Source organism: Mesorhizobium sp. B2-5-7 (genome assembly GCF_006440875.1).
Taxonomy (GTDB): domain Bacteria; phylum Pseudomonadota; class Alphaproteobacteria; order Rhizobiales; family Rhizobiaceae; genus Mesorhizobium; species Mesorhizobium australicum.
In genome coordinates this window covers 235,671-258,518 of the sequence record NZ_VFUO01000005.1, presented here as the reverse complement: position 1 = coordinate 258,518, position 22,848 = coordinate 235,671, and the positions used below count along the sequence as shown (strand labels likewise).

Genomic DNA, 22,848 nt, shown 5'->3' with positions numbered 1-22,848 from the left:
GAACGGGCCAGGCGCGCCGCAAAAACAGCGCGGTTGAAGGAGGCGCGTCTCGCTCAGGAAGCGAGCACAGCCCTTCCCGCCAAGCCTAAACCGCGGGTCGTGAAAAAGGTTCGTAGGATTTTGTCTCGGGCTAGGATGCGGTGGCTGCGAAGCCTCCGGCGATGGAACATTCCGAAATTCCAGGTGTTATTCTTTCTCACGCCTAAAATGTCAGCGTAGCGAATGCCACAGATTTTCCGGCCTGGCGCAAACGGGGTTGCACGGTTTGTCCTTTGGGGTGGACTGGCAGGCCTGGTGGCCCTGGTTGGGCTCGTCTCGGTTGCCCCGCGTGTCAATTGGTCGACGTTTGTTGCACGTGCCGATGCGCAGCCCGTTCCATTCAGCCATAAGCATCACGTCGGTCAGCTCGGTATCGACTGCCGCTATTGCCATAACAGCGTGGAGGTGTCGTCGTCAGCCGGGCTTCCGGCAACGGAAGTGTGTATGACCTGCCACTCGCAGCTTTGGACAAATGCCGACATGCTGGCCCCCGTTCGGCAGAGCTTGGCAACCGGAAATCCGCTCCGTTGGCACCGGGTGAACCGGGTGGCCGATTTCGTCTTCTTCAACCATTCGATACACGTCAACAAGGGCGTCGCCTGCGTGACCTGTCACGGCCATGTCGAGGAAATGCCCTTGATGCGCAAGAGCGAGCCCCTCGACATGGAATGGTGTCTGGGATGTCACCGCGATCCCAAAGATAATCTGCGTCCTCCCAACGCCGTCTTCAGCACCGATTGGACGCCACCCCCCAATGTCGAGGAAATGCGCGCCAAGTTGATAAAACTGCTGAACATCGAACCCCACACGATGACTGATTGCTATGTCTGTCACCGCTGACGAATCTCGGCTCTGGAGAAGCCTGGCCGAACTCTCCGATGCGCCAGAGTTTCGCAAATATGTCGAAGCGGAATTCCCGTCCTTGCGCGACGAAGGCTGGGCGACATTTCGACCGGGCCTCGATCGGCGCAAGCTCCTCAAGCTTCTAGGCGCCGCGGTTTCATTCGGCGGGCTGGCGGCGTGCGTACCGGCCGACGATATCGTCCCCTACGTCCGTCAGCCTGAAAACGTCGTGCCTGGCAGGGCCGAATATTATGCCACGACTTTTGCCAGAGAAGGGTACGGCGTCGGCGTGCTTGTCGAGACGCACGAGGGGCGGCCGACCAAGATCGAGGGCAATCCCGACCATCCCGCGTCCTTGGGCGCCACAGACGCAATCATGCAGGCGGCGGTGCTTTCGCTCTACGATCCGGACAGGTCTCGGACCCCGCTGCTGGACGGCGCTCCCGCCGATTATGGGTCTTTCCTCGGCGCAATGACCGCGCTGCGCAAGCAATTTGCTGAGGTCCGGGGTAAGGGGCTCGCCGTCCTCTCCGGACCGTCAACATCGCCGACGCTCGCCGCCCAATTTCGCGACTTGCGCGCAATTTTTCCGGAGATGCGGTTTTATCGCCATGACGCTCTGGGCGGCAACGCCATGACAAAAGCCACAACGGCTGCATTTGGCCGCCCGCTGTCGCCGATCTACAATTTGCAGCATGCCAGTGTCATCGTCAGCCTCGACGATGACTTCCTGGGTGATGGCCCGGGCAACCTCGCCTATGCACGCGGATTTGGCTTGCGTCGACGCACGCCCAGGCCCGGCAGCAGCATGAACCGGCTATACGCCATCGAGACGACTCCGACCATTACGGGTGCCTCGGCCGATCATCGTCTGGCTGTGAGGCCCAGCCAACTGGACGGCCTCGGCAGGCGGCTTGCAGCCCTGATTTCGGGCGATAGCGCCGCCGGCGAGGACGCACCGCAATGGCTTCGGGCTGCCGCGGACGATCTGAGGTCGGCCGGGTCGGGGGCATTGCTCGCCGTAGGCAACGGCGTGAGCGCTGATGTTGCCCATCAGGCCCTTTTGGCCAACCAGTCGCTCGGCGCGGTCGGGGTCACCCTTCGCCTGATCGAGCCGCCCGAAGTTCTCGGCGACGCGGCCGCATTGCCGGGTTTCGTTGATGATGCATACGCGGGACGCATCGACACTGCCGTCGTCTTGGACTGCAATCCGGTCCATACCGCGCCCGGCGACCTGGAGATTGGCAAGTCGTTCGGCAAGATCACCAATGTCGTCCATCACGGCCTCTATGTCGACGAGACCGCACGGCTCGCCCGCTGGCACGTCCCCGCCGCCCACGACCTCGAGAGCTGGTCAGATCTGCGTGCCTTCGACGGCACGACTTCGATCATGCAGCCGACGATTGCCCCTATATTCGCCGGTCGTACCGTGCACGAGATATTGGCCGTCCTTCTCCAGCAACAGGATCTGTCTGCGCTGGATCTTGTTCGGCGAATCTGGCGCTCGTCCGGCATGGAGAACGATGCTTGGGATCAGGCGTTGAAAGCCGGTTGTGTGGCGGGGAGCGGCGAACCGGATGCAGCAACGCAGCCGCCGACAACTCCGACCGCGTCCCCACCCCAGCAAGCCAATCGCCCCGGGACCCTGGAAATCCGCTTCGCGCCCGACCCGTGGCTGCGCGACGGGCGTTTTGCCAACAATGCGTGGCTGCAGGAGCTGCCGCGTCCCCTTACCAAGCTGGTGTGGAGCAACGCCGCGCTGATGGCGCCCTCAGATGCCGCGTTGCACAAGCTGGCCAATGGCGACGTCATCCGCATTTCCGCCGACAAAAGCAGCATCGACGCGCCGGTCTGGCTGACGCCAGGCCACCCCAAGGGGAGTCTGACGCTAACCTTCGGATTCGGCCGGCGCTCCGCGGGACCGGTGGCCGATCTTGCAGGCGGATTCGACGCGTTCGTGCTGCGGAAGGCGGTTTCACCGTGGGCACTGAGCGGCGCAACTGTCGAGCGGCTCGACCTGGGCAAGCAGCTTACGACGACGCAAGAACATCAGGCGATGGAAGGACGTCCTATAGCGCGGCACGCAACCTGGTCGCAGTATCGTGACAATCCCGACTTCGTGAATGCAGGCGCGCCTCCGGAGCCGAAGGAGTCGCTCTATCCCGAATACCACTATGATCAGGAAGCGTGGGCGATGGCGATCGACGAGAACGCCTGCATCGGGTGCATGGCCTGCGTCGCCGCCTGCCAGTCGGAAAATAACATTCCGACGGTCGGCCCGGAAGAGTGCGCGCGTGGCCACGAGATGCACTGGCTGCGCGTGGACCGCTATTATGAAGGTCTGCCGGACGATCCGCAGACGTTGTTCCAGCCGGTGCCCTGCATGCAATGTGAGAAGGCGCCCTGCGAAGTGGTCTGTCCCGTGAACGCCACGGTCCACACGCATGACGGCATCAACGCCCAGGTTTACAACCGCTGCATCGGCACCCGCTACTGCTCCCAGAACTGCCCCTACAAGGTACGCCGCTTCAATTTTCTGGAATACCAGGAGTTCGACAAGGAAAAGGTGGGTTTCCTTCAGGCGGTCAACAATCCGAACGTATCGGTCCGCTCGCGTGGCGTGATGGAAAAGTGTACATACTGTGTGCAACGGATCGCGGCCGCCCGCATCCATGCGCAAATCGACAATCGCCCCATAGCAGACGGCGAGGTGGTCACGGCCTGCCAACAGGTCTGCCCAACGCAGGCGATCTGGTTTGGAGACCTTAACGACAGGCACGCTGCCGTCAATCAGGTCAAGGCATCGCCGCTCAACTACGCATTGCTCGCTGAACTCAATACGCGGCCGCGCACCACCTACCTCGGCAAGGTCAGGAACCCGAACCCGGCGCTTGCCCGCGAGAGGGAGGAGAAAGGGGACGGCCATGGCAAAGGCTGACGTCGCGCGACGGGACGGCTCCCTCGCCGTCCTGGAAGGGAGGCACACCAAACAGGAGATCACCAGGCGCATCGGCTCGATCGTACTGCAAGGCCGATTGCCGCGATATTTCTGGCTCGCCTTTGCTGGTTTCTTCATGCTGGTGATGCTGTTCTTATACTCGATCGTCTACCTGATCGCTGTCGGTGTCGGGAAATACGGCATCAACATCCCGGTCGCCTGGGGCACAATGATCTCGAACTTTGTGTGGTGGATCGGCATTGGTCATGCCGGAACCTTGATCTCGGCCGTGCTGCTTCTCCTGCGTCAGAGCTGGCGGGATTCCATCAACCGCTTTGCAGAGGCCATGACGCTGTTCGCAGTGGCGATGGCCGGGCTGTTCCCGATTTTGCACCTTGGCAGGCCGTGGTTCTTCTACTGGCTGCTGCCACTGCCCAACACGCACATGCATTGGCCGCAATGGCGCAGCCCGTTGGTCTGGGACTTCGCGGCAATCTCAACCTACGCCACCGTGTCGCTGCTGTTCTGGTACATGGGCCTGATACCCGACCTCGCAATCCTGCGCGACCGCGCTGAAACGCGCCGGGGGCAGCTGTTCTATGGTATCCTCGCGCTTGGCTGGCGCGGGTCAGCCTACCATTGGATGCGCTTCCAGAGCGTCTACTATCTGTTGGCTGCCCTCGCCGCGCCGCTTGTCGTGTCCGTGCATTCGATCGTGTCGCTTGATTTCGCCTATGCGCTGGTGCCCGGCTATCATTCAACGATATTCCCGCCCTATTTCGTTGCTGGGGCGCTGTATTCGGGCCTCGCCATGGTGGTCACTATTGCCGTCCCGCTTCGCACTCTGTTCAAGCTGGAAGACATCATTACGAAACGCCACATGGAAAATGCCGCCAAGCTGATGATCGCCTCGGGCATGATCGTCGTTTACGGCTACATCTCAGAGATTTTCTTCTCCTGGTACTCGGGCGAGGATTTCGAGCGGGTCATGATGTTCCGCCGCGCCTTCGGGCCCTACGCCTGGTTCTTCTGGCTGATGATGTTCTGCAATGTGGGCGTCCTGCAGCTCTTGTGGTTCCCCCGCGTCAGGTTGTGGATGCCGGGCCTTTGGACAATTTCGTTGCTGATAAATGTCGGTATGTGGACGGAGCGCTACGTCATCGTGGTCAGTAGCCTGGCCAACGGCTACCTGCCGTCGTCCTGGGGCTCGCAGTCGCTGACCTGGCTCGACTTCGGCATCCTGTTTGGTTCGCTCGGCACATTCTTCGCGCTGGTGTTTCTGTTCATCCGAATTCTCCCTGCGGTGACCATCTTCGAAGTCGAGGAGCTGGCGCATGAGCAAACGGTGGGGAAAGCATGAGCGCCCCTCAGCCGTATGGAATGATGGCGACTTTTCCGACGCCGGAAAGCCTGAGCAGCGCGGTCCAGTCCCTGCGCGAGTTCGGCTACACCAGGTTGGATGCCTTCTCGCCCTACCCCATCGAGGGTCTGCCCGAGAAGCTGGGAGCGCGTCGTACGAGATTGCCCTATGTTGTGCTGGCGGGCGGTCTGCTCGGGGCCGCGGCCGCTTATTTGCTTATCCTGTACTCGGTCGAGATCGACTATCCGATCAACGTCGGGGGCCGGCCGATGAATGCATGGCCGGCCTATCTCGTCCTTGCCTTCGAAGCCGGCGTTCTCGGAGCGGCCATTGCCGGGTTTGTGGGGATGCTCGCGGCCAACGGCTTGCCTCGTTACCACCATCCCGTCTTCGGCGTGTCTGACTTCAGCTATGGTTCTGGCGGTCGTTTCCACCTGCTGCTCAAGGCCTCGGACCCGCTGTTCAGGCCGGTGGCCGCGCGAAACCTGCTCAAGCGGCTGGGCGCACACCATATCGAACTGGTGAAGCCATGACCTCCGCCCCACGCATCCGCCGCTGCTTTGGCGGGCTGCGCCTCGGGACCACGGCGGTCCTCGTGTGCTCGGGCCTGCTGGCAGGCTGCCAAAAGCAGGCGATGTCGGACCAGCCACGCTATGATCCGCTCGCATCGGCGGCAACATTTCCCGACGGCGCGTCGGCCAGGCAGCCGGTTCCCGGAACGGTGCGGCGCGACACCGACATCTCCCCAACGCCAAGCGATATCCCGCAGAAAATAGACATGGCTCTGCTTCAACACGGCAGGGAACGCTTCGACATATTCTGTTCGCCCTGCCACGGGCTCTCGGGGGACGGGCAAGGGATGATCGTGCAACGCGGCTTCCCGTCACCGCCCACCTACCATCAGGATGCCCTGCTGCAAGTCTCCAACCGGCATATTTACGATGTCATAACCCGTGGCTACGGCGTGATGTACTCCTATGCGGATCGGGTTCCGCCAGCTGACCGCTGGGCGATCGTAGCCTATGTGCGCGCACTTCAGCTCTCGCAGCATGCCCGGCTGGCGGAATTGCCGACCGCGGTGCGCGAGAAGATCGAGGGGAGCGCGACACAATGAACGAGCTTATCCTGCAGCGCGCCGCGCCTGTGGCCGGCATAGTCGGCCTTGCAGGTCTCGCGGGCTGCGCGTTCGGCTTGTTCCTGGCACCGATGCAGGTCGCCGCCGCGTGGTGGACGGCCGCTCTGTTCATCCTCGGGTTGCCGCTCGGAGCCATTGCCCTGCTGATGATCCATGTGCTCACCGGCGGCGACTGGGGGCGCGCCCTGCGACCCTGGCTGCGCACTATCGCCGCCACCTTGCCAGTCGCACTGGCCATGATGCTGCCGTTGCTGTTGGCGTTGCACCCGGTATTCGCCTGGGCACACCTTCCCGCAGAAGAATTGCCCGAAAAGGTGCAACTCAAGCTGGCGTATCTCAACGTGCCATTCTTCTTGTTGCGTGCTGCCAGTTGCGCGGTTGCCTGGCTATGGCTGTGGTCGCTGGCTATGTCAATCAGTTCGGATGGGGCGAAAAGCCGACCCTCCGCCCGCCGTGGCCGCTGGGCGGCTGTCGGCCTCGTCATCTATGGGTTGAGCGTCCTGATGTTCTCCGTGGACTGGATGCTGGCGCTGGAACCGCAGTTCGTCTCGACGGTGTACGGAATGATCGAGACCTCCGGCCAGATGTCTGGTGCTTTGGCCCTGGCAACACTGCTGATGTCGCTCGGGCTGACAGAAAGCATTCCACAAGGCGGCAAGAGGGGCGTGCTCATCACTGAGGACACGTGCAACATGCTGTTCGGCTTCGTTCTCGGCTGGGTCTATCTTGTCTATATGCAGTACCTCATCGTCTGGGCGGCGGACCTGCCAGACGAGATTCACTGGTACGTTGCCCGCGGCAAGAACGGGTGGCAAATTGCGACGTGGGTTATGGTCGCTTGCCACGCCGTTGCGGTCACAGCATTCTTGTCGCGAGGCCTCAAGCGCAGCCGAAACGCCGTCGCCGTCCTCGCCGCAGTTGTTCTCGCCGGTCATGCCCTAGACGTCGTCTGGCGCGTGCGGCCGGCATTTTCAGAGACCTCACTGCACTATGCGTGGATCGACGTTGCCGCCTTTGCGGCTCTGTGCGGCTTGCTTCTGGCTGCTGCGGGGTCGCCGCGCCTTATTGACCGTCTCGCATCAAGAGCGCCGATCAATGGCTGAACCGAACAGGCGCCAACCCGAAAGTCGCGACGTATCGGCGCGAATCCTGCTGTGGTCTTCAGCCGGGTTCGTCGTGTTCCTCGGCGTAACGCTCGGCGTGCTCGCGCTCCTTTTCGACACCACTCCGCGACAGCCACCCCTCGGTCGCGCTTTCGAGGACAATGATCGTTCCCCTACTCTGCAGCGCGACGGCGAAGATGCGCTGGGGATGCTCCTGGCGCGCGAGAAGGCGCAACTGGAAAAGACCGGATGGATCGATCATAAGGCCGGCATAGCCCGCATTCCGATAGAGGATGCCATCCAAATGATCGCGGACAAGGGTGTACCGGAATGGATGGGGCGCGGTTCCGCTAACAGCGGCGAATGCGACCTGCTAAATGCAAACGTCCCACGGGCGCCGCAGGCAAGAGACTGCAGGAATACGGACGAGACCGCACCCGGCGGATCGACGCCGGCCGCGGAAGCTGGCAGCGCAGCGGCAACTGGAGGCGCCAGATGAAGTCTTTGGCGGTTGTGGTGCTGTTGACCGCCGGCTTGCTGTTGGCGGTTCAGGCAAAGGCTACTGTCAGTCGTCCGGCGCTTTTGCCGCCTCCGAACGCGGGGATTGATCCCAACCTCGCCTTCTTGGAGGCATCGGGTGTGCGCAGGCCTTTCAAGGATGTGCTCGGCGGCAAAGCTGCTGTCCTGTTGATTGGCTACAACAAATGTCCAAACCTCTGCGGTCTCACGCAGAACATAGTAGCGGACGCCCTTGAGCAGAGCGGACTCGACGGGGACGCTTACCGGGCAGTCTTCGTCTCGATCGACCCCGGCGAGACGGCGGCTGATGCGAAAGCCGGCAAGGCGACGCTGGCGAGGATCATGAACCGCACCGACATGCCGGCGTGGCGCTTTCTCACCGGCGATGACGCCTCGATCGGCAGCCTCGCGCATGGACTGGGCTACACCTACCAGAGCCGCGAGCGTATAAACCAGTTTGTCCATCCCGTCTCGGTCGCCGTGCTCACGCCGCAAGCCAGACTCTCGCGCCTGCTCTCTTCGACCACGCTGAAGCCGCGCGATCTCCGGCTGGCACTGGTCGAGGCGTCCAGCGGCTCCATCGGCACCTACTCAGACCAGGTCGTGCTGCTTTGTTCAGGCTTTGATGCGTCGCGTGGCCAATACACGCCGCTGATCGGCCGGGTGCTGTCGGCCTCAGGTGGCGTGACCTTGGCACTGCTAGGCGGGCTGATCTTCATCCTGTCGCGCAAGCCCGGGGGAAGCGGGAACCGCCGGAGGGAGAAGACGCCGTGAGCGGAGGCATTCAATTTCTCCCGCCCGAGGCCTCGAGCCTGGCGCCACAGGTCGACTGGTTGTTCTACACGCTCTTGGCCTTTTCGGGCGGGCTTGGGTTGTTTTTGACCGCGCTTGTTATTGGATACGCGGTGAAATACCGGGCGGGCTCATCCGCCGACCGCTCCGGGCGCGTGGCGCGTAACACCCCTTTGGAGATCGGATGGACGACCGCCACGCTCGTCATAGCGTTCGCGCTTTTCGGCTGGGGAGCCTATCTCTTCGTGCAGCGCGACCATCCGCCCGCGGATGCGATCGAGATAGCCGGGCTCGGCAAGCAGTGGATGTGGCAGTTCCGGCATGCCGGCGGCCAGCGCGAAATCGACGCATTGCACATTCCAGTTGGTCGCCCCATCCTCGTCACGCTCGGCTCTCAGGATGTCATCCACTCCTTCTTCGTTCCTGCTTTTCGCGTAAAGCAGGACGCGGTTCCCGGCCGATCAACGCGGGTCTGGTTCACCGCCACCAAGCCCGGCAAGTACCGGCTGTTCTGCGCAGAATATTGCGGCACAGCTCACTCGCAAATGCTGGGCACCGTCTATGCGATGGAGCCTCAGGACTTCGCGGCCTGGCTGAAGGAAGAAGGTGGGGGCCAATCGCTTGCCGGCTCCGGCGAGCGCCTTTTCAGCTCACTTGGATGTTCGGGATGCCACGATGGTGGCGGCACGGTGCGGGCCCCTAACCTGCGAGGTGTTTTCGGGCGCCCGGTGGCGCTCTCCAACAGCACCACCGTCATGGCCGACGAGCGCTATATCCGCGATTCCATTCTGCAGCCGAACAAGCAGGTAGCGGCCGGCTACGATCCCGTGATGCCCAGTTTCGACGGCTTGATCGAGGAGAGCGAGCTTCAAGAGGTCGTGGCGTACATAAAATCATTGTCCACACAGGAGGGTTCACGATGAATGCTCCGGCCGCCCCGGTCGCACCGAGCTATCTCAGCGAAGGCACGACACCTGTTTCGTGGTTACTAACGACGGACCACAAGCGCATCGCCTGGCTTTACCTGATTTCGCTCACCGGCTTCTTTTTTCTCGGTGGGGCCATGGCCACGCTGATGCGCATCGAGCTCGCGACGCCCGCCGGCGACCTTGTCTCGGACGACACGTATAACCGTCTATTCACGATCCACGGGATCGTGATGGTCTGGTTCTTCCTGGTCCCCTCAATCCCAGCCACGCTCGGCAACTTCCTCCTGCCGCTGATGATTGGTGCGCGCGACCTGGCCTTCCCAAAACTGAACCTAGCGAGCTGGTACGTGTTCATCCTCGGCAGCCTGTTTACGCTGTCTGCGGTGGTTGCCGGCGGTGTCGACACCGGATGGACCTTCTACACTCCGTTTTCGTCTATTTACTCGAACAGTCACGTGAGCGCGGCCGCTTTCGGCGTCTTCGTAGTCGGCTTCTCGACGATCATGACCGGCATCAATTTTATCGTTACGGTCCACAAGCTGCGCGCACCGGGGCTCACCTGGTTCAGGCTGCCGATCTTTGTCTGGACGATATACGCGACGAGCCTTGTCATGGTGCTGTCAACGCCGGTGCTGGCGCTGACGCTCATCCTGATCGTGTTTGATCGGCTGTTTGGCATCGGGATCTTCGACCCTGGTCAAGGCGGAGATCCGTTGCTGTTTCAGCATCTTTTCTGGTTCTACTCCCATCCCGCCGTCTACATCATGATCCTGCCCGGCATGGGTGTGGTGTCCGAGATCATACCGTGCTTTTGTCGAAAGCCGCTCTTTGGATACACCGCCGTCGCGCTCGCCACGATGGCCATCGCCCTGTTCGGGTTTCTGGTGTGGGGCCATCATATGTTCGTCTCCGGCCAATCAACGTACGCAGGCGTCGTGTTCTCTTTTCTGTCGTTTTGCGTTGCCATTCCCTCCGCAATCAAGGTGTTCAACTGGAGCCTCACGCTGCGCAAAGGTTCCATCACCTTCGAAGCGTCGATGATTTATGCGCTGGGTTTTCTGGCGCTGTTTACCTTCGGCGGACTCGCGGGGCTATTCCTGGCTTCGCTGGCGGTCGACGTCGACCTCCATGACACCTATTTCGTGGTAGCTCACTTCCACTACATCATGGTGGGCGGCATGGTGACCGCATTCATGGCGGGTATCCATTTCTGGTGGCCCAAGATGACGGGACGCATGTATCCCGAGATGTGGGCCCGGGTGGCCGCCGCTACGATATTCATAGGCTTCAATCTCACCTTTTTTCCTCAGTTCGTGCTCGGGGTTTTGGGGATGCCGCGCCGTTATCACGCCTATCCCCCAGAATTCGCCTTCTGGCATGAACTGTCTTCCGCCGGCGCTGTGATCCTTGCCATCGGGTATCTGATGCCGCTCTTCTATCTCGGGTGGTCGCTGTTTGCCGGCCGCTTCGCTCCGGCTAACCCATGGCGCGCCACCGGCCTTGAGTGGCAGACGAGTTCGCCGCCGCCACCGCACAATTTTGAACAGATGCCGCAGGTGACCAGCAAGCCGTATCAATACGAGCTCAAGGACCAGCAGTCATGACAGCGACCGAAAGCATTGCGTTTCGCGATGCCGAGCGCGAGCGCACGGCCGACGCCCTTGGGATGTGGGTATTTCTGATTTCCGAAGCCATGCTCTTCGGCGGACTCATCCTGATCTACACGGCCGCGCGGATCCACAGCTCCGAAACGTTCGGCGAAGCGTCCAGGCACCTTTCGGTCCTACTTGGCACTGCCAACACGGCAATCCTGATTACCTCAAGCCTGACGATGGCGCTGGCGCATTGGGGGTTGCAAGGTGAGCGCCCAAAGACTTCGGTCTTGTCACTGCTGGCGACAGCCGTGCTTGGTACTGCCTTCCTCGCCATCAAAGGTTATGAATATTTTGAGGAGGCGCAGGAACACGTGGCTCCGGTGCTCGGGCTGCCTTTCCACTGGCAAGGAGCGCACGAACTGGCGGCGCGCCACTTCTTCCAACTGTACTTTGCCATGACGGGGTTACATGCTTTGCACCTCTTCAGCGGCATCGCGGTGGTGCTCGGGATCGCTGCCAGCTGGAATTGGGCGAACCCATCAAACCACCTGCGCCGCGTACGTGCGGTCGGATTCTACTGGCACTTCATCGACATCGTTTGGGTGATCCTGTTTCCCCTTCTGTACCTGGTGAGCCGGGCATGACCCTCTCACGGCTCATCCTCGCCTACATTGGTCTGCTCGCGCTGCTGGCGCTCACTGTCGCCTCGTCCTATCTCGATTTGGCCGGTTTCAACATGTTGACCAACATGGCGATCGCTGCGGCAAAGACCGTCATCATCGCTCTGGCATTCATGGAATTGGCCCGCATGGAAATCTTGGTAAGGCTGAGTGTTGTGGCGGGCGCGCTCTGGCTGTTGATCCTGTTTGTGCTGACGCTGATTGACCAGCCGATGACCTGATCACTCCGCGTTCGATTTACCAAGGCGCTACAGTTTGTCGCGATTCGCTCCGGATCAGATGAAGCAGCAGCGGAAGACAAGCAAAGTCGCACCTATCAGCTATCGCTTAGTCGTCGTCCTCCGTGTGGGCGGTCCAGTCGGGCCGGGGAAAGCCGCGGCTGCGAGGGAACATTCCACGACGCCTAAAGTTCGCCACGGCATAAGCAGTTCTGGCCGCGGTGAATTTGGGACGGAAATGGGATGACAGGGTCGACCAACGAAAGGAACAAAAAGCCGGGGTGGAACACTGCCGCTGCCGTTGATACCGGATCATTTGGCGACAAGACCCCTGGCTTCGATCCCGCCGCCGCCCCAATGGAAACGGATGCAGAAGCGGGCGGCTTTCCGCAGCCGGGCGGAACGGGCACACCGCTGCGCGCAGAGGTGACGGCCAAAAAGGCCGACAGTCGTTCCATGGAACGCGAGCATGCCGGCAGACGGTCCGCCACCCACCCGAATCGGTGGCTTCCACTCGCCCTCCTTGCGGTGATCGCGGTGGCGGTGGCGGTGGCGGTGGCGGTGGCCCTATGGGCGATCTGGGGGGCTTGACGGCGTCAAGGCCGCCTGCCCGGACCGGCCGGCTGGTAACATGTGCGCGGCGCTGTTTCAGACGCTCTGTTCTGCCAAAGCGGCTGCGCGGGCGGTACTCTTTCCAGCCGCACAAGCGAGCACGCTGGATCCCTCCTTGCAAACTATTCGTTCCGATCACGCACTGCCATTGCAAAGGCGATGGCAAAAGCGGTGCCGATTCCAGCGCCTGCGAAGAGGTTGTCGTGACTGACACCTATAGCGGCTCCTGAGATGAGGCCGATGGTAGCCGCGATCAGCGTTCTGCTGGTCAATGGCATCTCCAGCGCAGAACTCTAGCGATGCCGGTCACGAAGCGATCAGCTGCAAAATAGCGATCTGATCTTAACGCCGGCACGGCGCGATTCGGCACCTTAGCTCGAACCGTCGTCGAGGGCCCATCAGAGTCGGGTCCGCGTCTCTTCATGCCTGTTGGGCACGGCCAATCACGCATCAATTTCGCCTAGCGGGACCCCATAGTCCCTGACCGCCACAAGGCGGTCTCCGTGCACTGTTATCAACACGAGCCGCATCGCGTGCGGATAGTATCGTGGCAGGGAAGCTGCTTGTTCGGCCAAGCGCGCCCCGTTGAGCCCGCACAACTCGCCTCCAAGCAGATAATCCCCCTTGCCCATCACGGCGACGTAGGCGCCATCAGACGGATAGCCGATCAGGCCTACTTCTTCATAATCGTGCAATTTGCGCATGACCTATGCTCATGCTCCCACTTCTGGCCGATTGCGCGGCTGCATTGTTCGACGCCATCCGGGGGCGTGCTCGCCAACGAGCGCTTCTGTTGGCGGTAAGCATCGGAACCATCATTATGAGATCGGTACTCCCAGATCGGGCATGGAGTTGCGGGACAGCGTTTGGATGGCCGCCCGAAACATCCCGTTTACTCGGCTCGCACCGAAACTATTCCAGGCTGTCGCAAATTTTTTCGGCCGCTTGCCGCCATATGGTCTGAGCCGGACATCGACTATGTGTCATCAGAGCCATGGACATGCCGCCTGGTGGCTTTGCAGCCCGCTACAGGGCACGTCTCAGCACGCGGCGGGCAGAGGGAAAACAACCTTGCTGCAGTGAACGCTCGGAGCGCATCCGCACTGCTTGGAGACGACCGCACGCTTCTACGACGACCCATCGGACGAAGTCGTCGGCCTCGCGTCAGTCTGCTGAAGCGAGGCCATCAGGTCTCTCGTGAGATGCTGCGGATGGACGGCTTAATCGTAGGGCGATCGGCATTGCCGACGCGGTCCGTGATACGGCTGGAATGTGTTGTCGGATGCCCTGTATGAGCGATAGTGATCATAGCACCAGCGGAGGTGTCGATTGCCGACCACGTGCGGCTGACTCATGGCGCCGCCAATGATGGCGCCCAACGCAAATGCTGCCGGAGGAAACCACCAGCCGTTATGCCGGCGATATCCGGGACGGTAGTGTCTGTAGCCCCGATGACCACGCCAGTACCCGTGATTTCTTCTAAACATCAGGCGATTTCGATCGTACCGAACAGGGACCACCTCCGTGGAAGCGGACTGGACCTTTGGAACAAACGCCGGCACAGCACTGGCCGGAACGACGGTTCCGAAGGCAAGTAGAACTGCTAGCATGCTTCGCATAATCGAGGATTTTTTCATCGAAGCCTCCATTGCTTGATAGATTGCAAACCGCTGTATGGTGGTTTGTTCCAATCGGGTTTGCCCATCAAGAATTCTTGTTGCAATTTTCGTATTTCTCAAGAACAACTACTTACATGTAGGAATCTATGACTTGGCCTAGCTGCGCCAGCCCAACGGTGACGAATAACGGAAGGCGGATGGCTCGCACGCAATGGCGGCTTTGAACCTGCCTGGTGTGTGCCAACACGCCGGTTAGCAGATTTGCAAAGCTGGACCGTGTCGGCCGGCCTAGACTAAGATCCCTGTTGGGCTTGTCCCGAGGTTGTTCTTGCCCTCCCTATCAGCTGCGTAAAGGGCGTCGCGGACATGCCGTGCGCCACGACAGATAAAGACACCGCGATGGTGCCGATTTCCCATACCTCGTGCAGGCCTGTCTTTTCACGGATCAGCAGAAGATCGTAAATGGTGGAGATCCCGATTGGACCGAACCAGCCAAGGAAAACAGCCTCCGACATTGTTCTGATTTCAGGCACCGCCCGATACAATGCAACCCACCACGGCACCCGCCTCACAATGAGCACAGCTACCGCGAATCCAATCGCCCTCCAGCCAAGCTCGTGCCAAGCTGCCCAAGGGAGCATAGTCCCAACCAGGATGAAGACTGGGAGATCGAAGAAGCGGCTAACCGCCGCCTGGACGTTTTCCTGGCGGGCCTCCTCTTTAGAAACAAAGGAATTGATGACAAGGCCCGAGGCAAAAACTGCAAGAATGCCGTCACTCCCGATCAGGCGAACGAAGGCAAGGACAGTCAGCGACGATGCCAGGGCAATGGTTGCTATGGAATGGTGCTGGCAAAAGGGCTGGCGCCGAGCCCACGTTAGCAGGTGACCCGCCAGCCACCCCAATACGAGCAATCGAAATGCTACCTATAGTTTGCCAGAGCAGAACCTGCGTCAGCCATTCCGAAAGAGCCTCGACTGGAGCCTGGGCAACCAGGAGAGCTGGCAGCGTGACGAAAAGAAGCGCGAGGCCGGCCGCACGCCGGGCTACAAATCCCGGCGGCAGCCGCAGGGCGGCCGCCATGACAGAGATCCCCAAAGTGAGACGTGCCGCTTCCTTGAGGAGCGCAAACGGGTCGAGTGGCAGCGAGGCAAGATCTGCCCAGCCAAGCCCCATCGGCCCTAAAACCGCACCCAGGATGAGGCAGATCGTACTTTCGGCCAGCCACAGCCGGTTTTTGACGTATCCGCCCAACAAGCCGAGCACCAGCACCGTGCCTGCACCAAGCGCCAGCGCTCGTTTGAAACTGCTCATCAGTTCGCCTGGGGATGTCGCGAGATGCGCCAGACCGACACCGCGTGGACGGATGCAATGACGAACCGACGGCCGCTTTCGCTGTCCCCGGCAGGTGAAAAGAATGGGCAACGGGATTGTTTCTAACCGGCATAGGGATCGAACCCGGTCCACCCTGCCGTCTGATATTGGCTACGCCGTTCCACCAGATCGACTGATCTGGCCCGAAGGATCTGTTTGGCGTTGGGAACCAGTTGATTCCGGACCTTCGCCACCACAAGTGTGCCGCCTTGGCGAATGCCTTCCGCATAAAGGCCGGCGTCGCTTTCGGGAACGCCGGAGCTTGTCATGGCTCCGATGATTCCGCCGGTTACTCCAGCTGCGGCGCCGCCGCCTATGGCGCCCGCAGCTGTGGCGGCCAACCATCCAGCGGCTACCACAGGACCGAGTCCCGGAATCGCCATTATGCCGAATCCTGCCAGAAGTCCCGCCGCGCCACCGACTAATCCGCCGATAGCCGCACCGGCCGCAGCATCTTCCGCGGCCTGCGAGCGATGGTCGGCATACCAGCCATTAGCACCACCTGCCACAATGCTGATGTCGGAAAGCGCAACTCCCGCCTCGCCCAACTCACCTACGGCCTGGTTTGCATCCTCATGATTGTCAAACAGTCCAATTACCACTGTCATGTCAGGTTTCCTGCGTACCGCACTTCGCGTCTGGAACCAGATTAGGGCTTGTTCCTCCACGACGGCTCACAGGATCCCACCTTTGCAAGCGCGGACGCGCTACTAAGCATCTCGAGCTCCTGCGTATGTTCTTCTCAATCGCGGCGGTCGCGATCGATGCTCCTGCTCTTGCATGCATCAGCCTCGTCGGCTTCACTTTTTTCGCCACCACTTCTTCATCTGGCCGGCGCCGTCGCGAATTGAATCGGCGGAGTCCGCGTCGTGGGCGGCGTTGGTGAACAGGCTCGCAGCAGCGGAGTGCTTTCGCGGCCAAGTGAACGTCATGAAAAACAAGTCCTCGGTTGTTTTGTTCCGACGTTTGCGCTCCAGGAGAGATTCCCGGTTCGCATCGCCCGGAGCTGCTAGACAAGCAGCAGATCACGCGTGCCCGGCAGACCGCCGCAGCAAGGACTCCGCTGCCAAGGCGACATATCCACTACGACGCTTCAGGAGGTCTACCAGACTCCGGGCCGGTTCACTTGAGATGGACGTCATCAACCGTGTGCCAAGGGGCTGCACAATGTTGCCAGGGACCAGGAGAGGCCCGGCGATTCGCGTACACCTTCCTCTGCGGTGGGAACAGGATCAATCGCTGGAGCAAAGCCGACCAAACTTGTCTCGCTGTCGAGCGTTTGAGTGGAAAAGCAACTAGAGGATGCCTGCCCACTTCATTCGGAACCTGTCCGGATGCGTCTCGTTGTCCCAATAGTCCGTTCGCTGCCCCCGAGGGCCAGAACGAACTTGATCGTCAACAGGAGAATCCTCATGGTACGCACTATTCTAGCCACGACCGCATTGGCTGCATTTGTTTCAGCTTCGAACCTGGCTTATGCGGCCCAGACAGCCACAACCCAGCAAGCCCAAACCGTGTCGGGCCACTTGGCATCCAATATCATCGGCAAGAAGGTTTACAACGGTACCGGCGACAATGCTGACAATGTCGGGTCGGTAGATGACCTTTTGATAGGCGACAACGGCGCAGTGGACTCTGTTATCGTCGGCGTCGGAGGCTTTCTAGGAATGGGGGAAAAGGACGTGGCTATACCGTACAACACAGTGAAATGGGCGGAGAAGGATGGCAACCGCTGGCTCGTCATCAATGCCACGTCGGACGATCTGAAGGCAAAAGCGAATTTCGACCGCAAATCCTATGATACGACGTCCGAAAACAGTGCGGCGGTGAAGCAGGATAGTAACAACGACACAAGCATGGCGGCAGCGCCTACGGAGACGACCACCGCGCCGGCCACCACGGCCGCGATTGGCGCGACAGACAAGGCATCGCTGACTCCCATCGATCCCGGCAAGATCCGCACCCAGGAGCTAGTCGGGACAACTGTCTACGGTGCCAACGACGCTAACGTTGGCGAGATCGGCGACGTGGTCCTGACCAAGGACGGCAAGGTCGACGCGGTCATCGTCGACGTGGGCGGCTTCCTCGGCATGGGCGAGAAGGAAGTGGCCGTAGGCATGGACAAGCTTTCATTCATGAAGGATCAGAATGGCAACAAATATCTGTACACGAACTTCACCAAGGATCAGCTGAAAGCCCAGCCCGCTTACGACAAAAGCACCTGGGCCGACAATCGCGACAACCAGCGCATGACCGTGCAGTAGTTGCCAAAGGACCGCTCCGATGAGGAGCGGTCCTCGCTGCCGGAATGCAGCTACGAAGCGGCGCCAAGGGGCTGTGGCTGGCGCCTGTAGCGAGGAACGGACCGACGACTTCGTCTTCCCGTCTGGGTTACAGAAGCGCCCCGGAAGCAACGCGCCTCCAATCCATCACCCGGCGCCCGACATGCATCGTTGCGCGGAACAGGCGGTCGCGGTGGCCTGGGACGGCCTGCCGCCCGATTTCCCGTGCTCTACTGTCGTCGCGGTCCTTCGACTTGTCTCCGTTGCCGGTTTTGAGCGCCGCGTCCAGTTCTGCGCCGACCAGCACCAGCGTGGCTGATAGCCAGAGCCAGATCATAAAGGCAATCAGGGTGCTCAGCGATCCATATGTAACCGAGAGGCTGGCGACGTGAGCGAGCACGCGTGAGAACGCCGCGGAACAGCCGGTCAGGGCCAACGCTGCTGTGAATGAACCGTAGGTCACCAGTGGCGCCCGCTCGCCCTCACGATTTGGAGCATAGCGGTAGAGGGTTCCGACGCCAGCGATGCAGAGCGTCACCAAGATGGGCCATCTGAGGTAGGTCAAGAGCACAGGCCAACGTTGCGCGGTTCCGCCAAGCGAAAGCACGAAAGGGCCTGCCAGGATCAAAGCGATGCCGATGAGCGACAGAAAGAGAGCGCCGCCGGCAAATGAAAACGCGATCACTGTCAGGCGCAGGAAATGTCGGCTTTCCGTGCGATCAAAGATTGTGTTGAGGGCGACCAAGATCGCCTTGAAACCGCTGCTGGCACTCCAGGCGGCCAGAGCGAGCGCGAAAAACGGCCCTAGGAAGCCCGAAGAAGAACCTGCGCCGGGATCGTGCGCGAGTTGGCTGTTCATGGCGGTACGAATGATGTCGTGTGTACTCTGTGGCATCATAGAGGCGACAGCATGCACTGCTGCGCGTAACTCGTCCGGGCGTATGAACCGGGTGCTGACCCAGACCAGCACGGCGACGCCGGGAAAGACCGCGAGGGTGGCGCGGAACGCCACACCCGATGCAATGATAGAGAGCTTGTGGGTGCGGAATGCGGTCGCGGCTCGACCCACGACAAGCACCCAGGATCGCAGCTTCGCTGACGTGGACCAAGACTGCGGCATTGCACCCTCCGGGCTCGCTGATGCGAGGGAACCATTCATGAAGCGCATCGTTCCACAGCCCGTAAGGCCCGGCCGCACCTGATCGATTTCGCTGGGTTCGCCCGGCAGTCCCGTGGACGTCGGCAGGTGTCGACCGACAAGCAGCTCCTGGCGCTCCACCGATTGGCACAATGTCGAAGCGGGCCGCCCCGGCGGCTGAGCGAAAGAATGGTGCACAGGTGGCAGGTGGCGAAAACCCGAAAGCACTCATCCGTTATGCGGGATTTTGCGCTGCCTTTGCCGGGGCAGCCCTTTTTCTCGTTTGGCGCGTGAGTGAAGCTTTGCTGCTTCTTTTTGCTGGCATCGTGTTCGCGGCGTTTCTCGATGCCCTCACCTTCTTGCTCGGGAAACTGGTGCAGTGGCCTCGCAGCGTGCGGTTGATGAATGTCTGTACTGTAATCCTTGTTGTTGTCTCTGCCTGCATTGCGTGGGGCGGAACCGCGATTGGGGCACAAGGCAGCGAACTGGCGGCCACCGTGCGCGAGCAGATCAACAACGGCTTGGCCTGGCTGAAGCAGCACGGCCTGAAATTTCCAGCCGACAGCGCCGGGGATCTGACCCAGATGCGCGATGCAACGCCAACCTTGAAGTCCATGCTGCCAGACGTGGGAGGGCTCTTTGGGCCGGCCTGGACCGCCATAGCGACTTTGGTGGCCGGGCTGGGCGACGGTATGATCATCGCGTTCCTCGGGCTGTTTTTGGCCGCACAGCCTCTGGTCTACCGAGACGCCATTCTCCTGCTTGCCCCGCCGGACCGACAAGACTGCTGGGGTTTGGTGTTGGAAGAATCGGGGCAAGCCCTTCGGCACTGGATTCTGGGCCAGCTGGTAACGATGGCTCTAATTGGGCTGTTAGTGTGGCTTGGATTAATGCTCATTGGGGTCGGTCCGGCTGCCCTTCTGGGCCTGCAAGCGGGCCTGCTTGCCTTTGTGCCAACCTTGGGCCCGCTGCTCGCAGGTATCATAATCATCGTCGCGAGCTTGCCCTTCGGCATTTGGGCGGTGATCGGAGCGGCCGCGATATATGTCTCCGTACAGACGCTGGAGAGCTACGTCTTGACGCCGATGGTCCAAAGGCGAGCGGTTTCGGTGCCTCCAGCTATGCTCTTTTCCGGACAGATTGTGCTTGGGGTACTGTTTGGCGTCTACGGTTTGGCGCTTGCCACACCTTTGGCTGCTATCATCCGCGTTTTTTTCTTGCGGCTACACGTCGAGCGCACCCCTGCCAGCAAGGATGTCTCGGCGTTGGCAGAACCCGGCAAGCCGGGCAGAGCTTCGTGAAACTGGTTTAGGTGTTGGCAAGTTCGGACTTGGACGGAAACCTCGTTGGACCGAGAGGACGCGGCCGCGACGTCTCCCTCGGCGATGGTCCTTCACGCGGTGGGCGCGACTGGGATGGTCAACGAAGATGCCTCTGGCCCGCGCAACGGCGTTCGGGGTTCGCGGAAAACCGGGGAACAATGGCGCCGCCGCGCAGTTCTGTTCTGTAGCGAGATGAAACAATGTGTGATCGGGCCCAGTGCTGGCCCTGCCTCGCGACAGCCCCAGGAGGACTCGAATGCGGACATCGAAGCGCGGTAAGGGTCGCGGCTGGATCAACTATTGCAGAATTCTAGGCGCTGCCATTGTGTTGATCGGGGCGATGCTTGGAGCCGGTGGCATCTGGCTCGTCGCGCTCGGCGGGTCCTGGTACTACTTGATCGCGGGGGCTGGCCTGACTGCCTCTGGCGCGCTGTTGCTCTTTGTTTCGAGGAGCGGAATCTGGCTCTACCGTCTCCGGTTCTTCGTTGATGCAAGCCACCAGAGGGATGTGCCGCGAACCCACAGCCCGGTCTCGGGCCTGAGAAAGCCACAGCTGCCTGTACTCCTGGGAGATACCTTTCATTACAGAGCGTGCGGTGCCGGTGATTTCGTAGGCCCCGCAAAAGCCGCACTGGAATTCGCACAATTGCGGAAGGAGATCGGCTTCGAGTGCCGTTCCCGCGCAGACCGGGCAAATAGACGGGTAATATCTTCTGCCTCCAAGCACCGTATCCATGATCAACACTGCCCATCTGTTCACAACATGCGGACCGGCCCAGCGGCCAGGGAACAGCCGCTGGGCCTGATAGGAGCGCGCTCCTCCCAAAACGCGAAGCGCTGAGCTACCCAAGACTTAGCCCGCGCTACCACTCCTTGCGGCCGCCGATGGCCCTCGAGGCGCACCGAAACTTACTCGCACCCCATCTACTGAGCATGTCGGGAAACTATTCCATCCTGAAAGCCTGTTCGGGAATGTGCCGCGGCGGGCACTTTCCTTGCTCGCGTTTTGAAGGGAGCTGAAGCGGTTTGTTCGGGCAGCTTGAACGTGCCGATGCGCACGTCAGGCTCCCGTCAATCCACAGCGGCCGGCCACGGATAGTCGGGCAGTTCGAGCAAATCGGCAATTTCCCTGCTGACCGCCAAACGCGCCAGGCCGGGGATTGCAAATGTTCTTATCACCAGATTCCTGAACCACAGGCCCATCTGCGTCTTGGGAGCAAGGGCTGTAGCAAACCGCTCGGCGCCCTGCTGTTTTATCCCGATATAGTCGCGCAGGTATGCTTCGTATTTGGGGAAGGCTTCCTCATGACGTCCCTCAGCCCTCAACAGCTCGCCCGCCAGCACGTAGGCGGAAATCATGGCCAAGGCAGACCCTTGCCCCGCCAAAAGAGACACGCAAAACGCGGCGTCGCCGGTCAGGGCAACGCGGCCGTTCGTCCACCTGTTGATCCTGATCTGGCTGACGCTGTCGAAGTACAGTTCGGTGGTTTTATCAAGCTCCTCCAGAATGCGAGGACATTCCCATTTTGCATCGCGATAACGTTGTCGAAGCATGGCCTTCTGTGCGTGAAGCCCGAGGGGAGCGGGGTCATCCTGGGAGGTAAAGACGAACAGAAACAGGCTGCGGTTGTCGCGAAGCGTAAAGCGTCCGACCAATTGCCCGGGTCGGCCGTACATCACATACACGTCCTCGTCACGGGGACGATAATCCTGCGTCTCGAAGGCGGCGACCGTATAGCCGAGTTTTTTCTCGAACTCGTGTTCGGGGCCGAAGGCAAGCCGGCGAACGGCCGAGTGCAATCCGTCGGCGCCGATCACCAGATCGAACTGGCGCTCGCCCCCCCGTTCGAGCCGAGCGCCCACACCATTTGGCAGTTCCTGAAGCGCGAGGATCTCCTCGTCAAAAGTAATTTCGGTCGTGTGGCTGATCTTTTCGAACAACAATCGCGACAGGTCACTGCGCCCGAGGGTCACATAACGGCCATCAGTCACCTCGCTGAAGACTCTGGTGCCAAAACCCGTAATCCGGCTGCCGTGGTCATTGACGATGCGCACCTCGCGCACATGGTAGCCAACGCGCTCTATATCCGCGCCAAGCCCCATGCGTTCGGCGATGCTGTATCCGAGGCCCCAGAAATCGATAACATATCCGCCGGTGCGCAAAGTTGGCGCTCGCTCGATCAAGGTTGGCTGGAATCCGGCTGCATTGAGCCAAAAGGCCAGCGCTGGCCCAGCAATTCCGCCACCGGAGATCAGTACGGTACGGGTGGTCATGATCGGAAGCTAGAGGCTGTTGCATCCTGGACAAGAGGATCAATTCACCTCCAGCGGTTTCGCTCGGAGGCCGACA

Annotated in this window: 23 protein-coding genes; 15 read left to right on the top strand and 8 right to left on the bottom strand. The window is 60.8% G+C overall.

What is annotated here, in order from left to right:
* Positions 1 to 222 precede the first annotated feature (222 nt).
* From FJ543_RS22300 to FJ543_RS22240, 13 genes are all read left to right on the top strand, one after another.
* Complete coding sequence (locus FJ543_RS22300; protein ID WP_140877188.1) at positions 223 to 879, top strand: cytochrome c3 family protein; 657 nt, start codon at positions 223 to 225, stop codon at positions 877 to 879.
* Entirely contained in the window at positions 863 to 3,820 is a 2,958-nt protein-coding gene (locus FJ543_RS22295) for a TAT-variant-translocated molybdopterin oxidoreductase (RefSeq protein WP_140877186.1), read from the top strand. The genes FJ543_RS22300 and FJ543_RS22295 overlap by 17 nt, the downstream gene beginning before the upstream one ends.
* Positions 3,807 to 5,180: an NrfD/PsrC family molybdoenzyme membrane anchor subunit gene (gene nrfD / locus FJ543_RS22290; protein WP_140877184.1), complete on the top strand. Its 1,374-nt coding sequence runs from the start codon at positions 3,807 to 3,809 to the stop codon at positions 5,178 to 5,180. The genes FJ543_RS22295 and nrfD overlap by 14 nt, the downstream gene beginning before the upstream one ends.
* Entirely contained in the window at positions 5,177 to 5,713 is a 537-nt protein-coding gene (locus tag FJ543_RS22285) for a DUF3341 domain-containing protein (protein WP_140877182.1), read from the top strand. The genes nrfD and FJ543_RS22285 overlap by 4 nt, the downstream gene beginning before the upstream one ends.
* 101 nt (positions 5,714 to 5,814) lie before the next feature.
* Positions 5,815 to 6,294 carry a cytochrome c gene (locus FJ543_RS22280; RefSeq protein WP_224682249.1) on the top strand — a complete coding sequence of 160 codons (480 nt, stop codon included), beginning with the start codon at positions 5,815 to 5,817 and terminating at the stop codon, positions 6,292 to 6,294.
* Positions 6,291 to 7,418, top strand: coding sequence for a hypothetical protein (locus FJ543_RS22275; protein WP_140877178.1), 1,128 nt, complete (start codon positions 6,291 to 6,293; stop codon positions 7,416 to 7,418). The genes FJ543_RS22280 and FJ543_RS22275 overlap by 4 nt, the downstream gene beginning before the upstream one ends.
* Complete coding sequence (locus tag FJ543_RS22270; RefSeq protein WP_140877176.1) at positions 7,411 to 7,917, top strand: hypothetical protein; 507 nt, start codon at positions 7,411 to 7,413, stop codon at positions 7,915 to 7,917. Before FJ543_RS22275 ends, FJ543_RS22270 begins: the two co-directional genes overlap by 8 nt.
* A gap of 17 nt (positions 7,918 to 7,934) precedes the next feature.
* Positions 7,935 to 8,711, top strand: coding sequence for an SCO family protein (locus FJ543_RS22265; RefSeq protein WP_140877174.1), 777 nt, complete (start codon positions 7,935 to 7,937; stop codon positions 8,709 to 8,711).
* Positions 8,708 to 9,652 (top strand): cytochrome c oxidase subunit II, encoded by a 945-nt coding sequence (coxB, locus tag FJ543_RS22260; protein WP_140877172.1) that lies wholly within the window; start codon positions 8,708 to 8,710, stop codon positions 9,650 to 9,652. The genes FJ543_RS22265 and coxB overlap by 4 nt, the downstream gene beginning before the upstream one ends.
* A complete protein-coding gene (ctaD, locus tag FJ543_RS22255) occupies positions 9,649 to 11,262 on the top strand; it encodes a cytochrome c oxidase subunit I (protein ID WP_140877170.1) in 1,614 nt (537 codons plus the stop codon). Before coxB ends, ctaD begins: the two co-directional genes overlap by 4 nt.
* Positions 11,259 to 11,897: a cytochrome c oxidase subunit 3 gene (locus FJ543_RS22250; RefSeq protein WP_140877168.1), complete on the top strand. Its 639-nt coding sequence runs from the start codon at positions 11,259 to 11,261 to the stop codon at positions 11,895 to 11,897. The genes ctaD and FJ543_RS22250 overlap by 4 nt, the downstream gene beginning before the upstream one ends.
* Complete coding sequence (locus FJ543_RS22245) at positions 11,894 to 12,154, top strand: oxidase (protein WP_140715666.1); 261 nt, start codon at positions 11,894 to 11,896, stop codon at positions 12,152 to 12,154. The genes FJ543_RS22250 and FJ543_RS22245 overlap by 4 nt, the downstream gene beginning before the upstream one ends.
* Positions 12,155 to 12,394: 240 nt before the next feature.
* Positions 12,395 to 12,742, top strand: a complete 348-nt coding sequence (locus tag FJ543_RS22240; protein WP_140877166.1) for a hypothetical protein — start codon at positions 12,395 to 12,397, stop codon at positions 12,740 to 12,742.
* Between the two features lie 143 nt (positions 12,743 to 12,885).
* Here FJ543_RS22240 and FJ543_RS31535 read toward each other — a convergent pair whose 3' ends face one another.
* The 6 genes from FJ543_RS31535 to FJ543_RS22220 all read right to left on the bottom strand — a co-directional run bounded on the left by FJ543_RS31535 (position 12,886) and on the right by FJ543_RS22220 (position 16,364).
* On the bottom strand, positions 12,886 to 13,035 hold the full coding sequence (locus tag FJ543_RS31535) for a hypothetical protein (protein ID WP_181172975.1): 150 nt from the start codon (positions 13,033 to 13,035) through the stop codon (positions 12,886 to 12,888).
* 171 nt (positions 13,036 to 13,206) lie between these two features.
* Positions 13,207 to 13,467, bottom strand: coding sequence for a hypothetical protein (locus tag FJ543_RS22235; RefSeq protein WP_140715670.1), 261 nt, complete (start codon positions 13,465 to 13,467; stop codon positions 13,207 to 13,209).
* A 516-nt stretch (positions 13,468 to 13,983) separates the two neighbouring features.
* Positions 13,984 to 14,400 carry a BA14K family protein gene (locus FJ543_RS22230; RefSeq protein ID WP_140715910.1) on the bottom strand — a complete coding sequence of 139 codons (417 nt, stop codon included), beginning with the start codon at positions 14,398 to 14,400 and terminating at the stop codon, positions 13,984 to 13,986.
* A 275-nt stretch (positions 14,401 to 14,675) separates the two neighbouring features.
* Positions 14,676 to 15,266, bottom strand: a complete 591-nt coding sequence (locus tag FJ543_RS22225) for a cation:proton antiporter (RefSeq protein ID WP_246678873.1) — start codon at positions 15,264 to 15,266, stop codon at positions 14,676 to 14,678.
* On the bottom strand, positions 15,157 to 15,696 hold the full coding sequence (locus tag FJ543_RS31920; RefSeq protein ID WP_246678856.1) for a hypothetical protein: 540 nt from the start codon (positions 15,694 to 15,696) through the stop codon (positions 15,157 to 15,159). The genes FJ543_RS22225 and FJ543_RS31920 overlap by 110 nt, the downstream gene beginning before the upstream one ends.
* A 122-nt stretch (positions 15,697 to 15,818) precedes the next feature.
* Complete coding sequence (locus FJ543_RS22220; protein ID WP_140877162.1) at positions 15,819 to 16,364, bottom strand: hypothetical protein; 546 nt, start codon at positions 16,362 to 16,364, stop codon at positions 15,819 to 15,821.
* Positions 16,365 to 17,168: 804 nt separating this feature from the next.
* On the opposite strand from FJ543_RS22220, the gene FJ543_RS22215 reads away from it, so the two are divergent.
* Positions 17,169 to 18,020: a PRC-barrel domain-containing protein gene (locus tag FJ543_RS22215; protein ID WP_140877160.1), complete on the top strand. Its 852-nt coding sequence runs from the start codon at positions 17,169 to 17,171 to the stop codon at positions 18,018 to 18,020.
* A gap of 127 nt (positions 18,021 to 18,147) precedes the next feature.
* Here FJ543_RS22215 and FJ543_RS22210 read toward each other — a convergent pair whose 3' ends face one another.
* Entirely contained in the window at positions 18,148 to 19,158 is a 1,011-nt protein-coding gene (locus FJ543_RS22210; protein ID WP_181174047.1) for a YihY/virulence factor BrkB family protein, read from the bottom strand.
* 170 nt (positions 19,159 to 19,328) lie between these two features.
* Between FJ543_RS22210 and FJ543_RS22205 the strand changes: the two genes are divergently transcribed.
* Positions 19,329 to 20,477 carry an AI-2E family transporter gene (locus FJ543_RS22205; protein WP_140877156.1) on the top strand — a complete coding sequence of 383 codons (1,149 nt, stop codon included), beginning with the start codon at positions 19,329 to 19,331 and terminating at the stop codon, positions 20,475 to 20,477.
* A 1,092-nt stretch (positions 20,478 to 21,569) separates the two neighbouring features.
* Here FJ543_RS22205 and FJ543_RS22200 read toward each other — a convergent pair.
* Positions 21,570 to 22,772, bottom strand: a complete 1,203-nt coding sequence (locus FJ543_RS22200; RefSeq protein WP_140877154.1) for an FAD-binding domain — start codon at positions 22,770 to 22,772, stop codon at positions 21,570 to 21,572.
* Positions 22,773 to 22,848 lie beyond the last annotated feature (76 nt).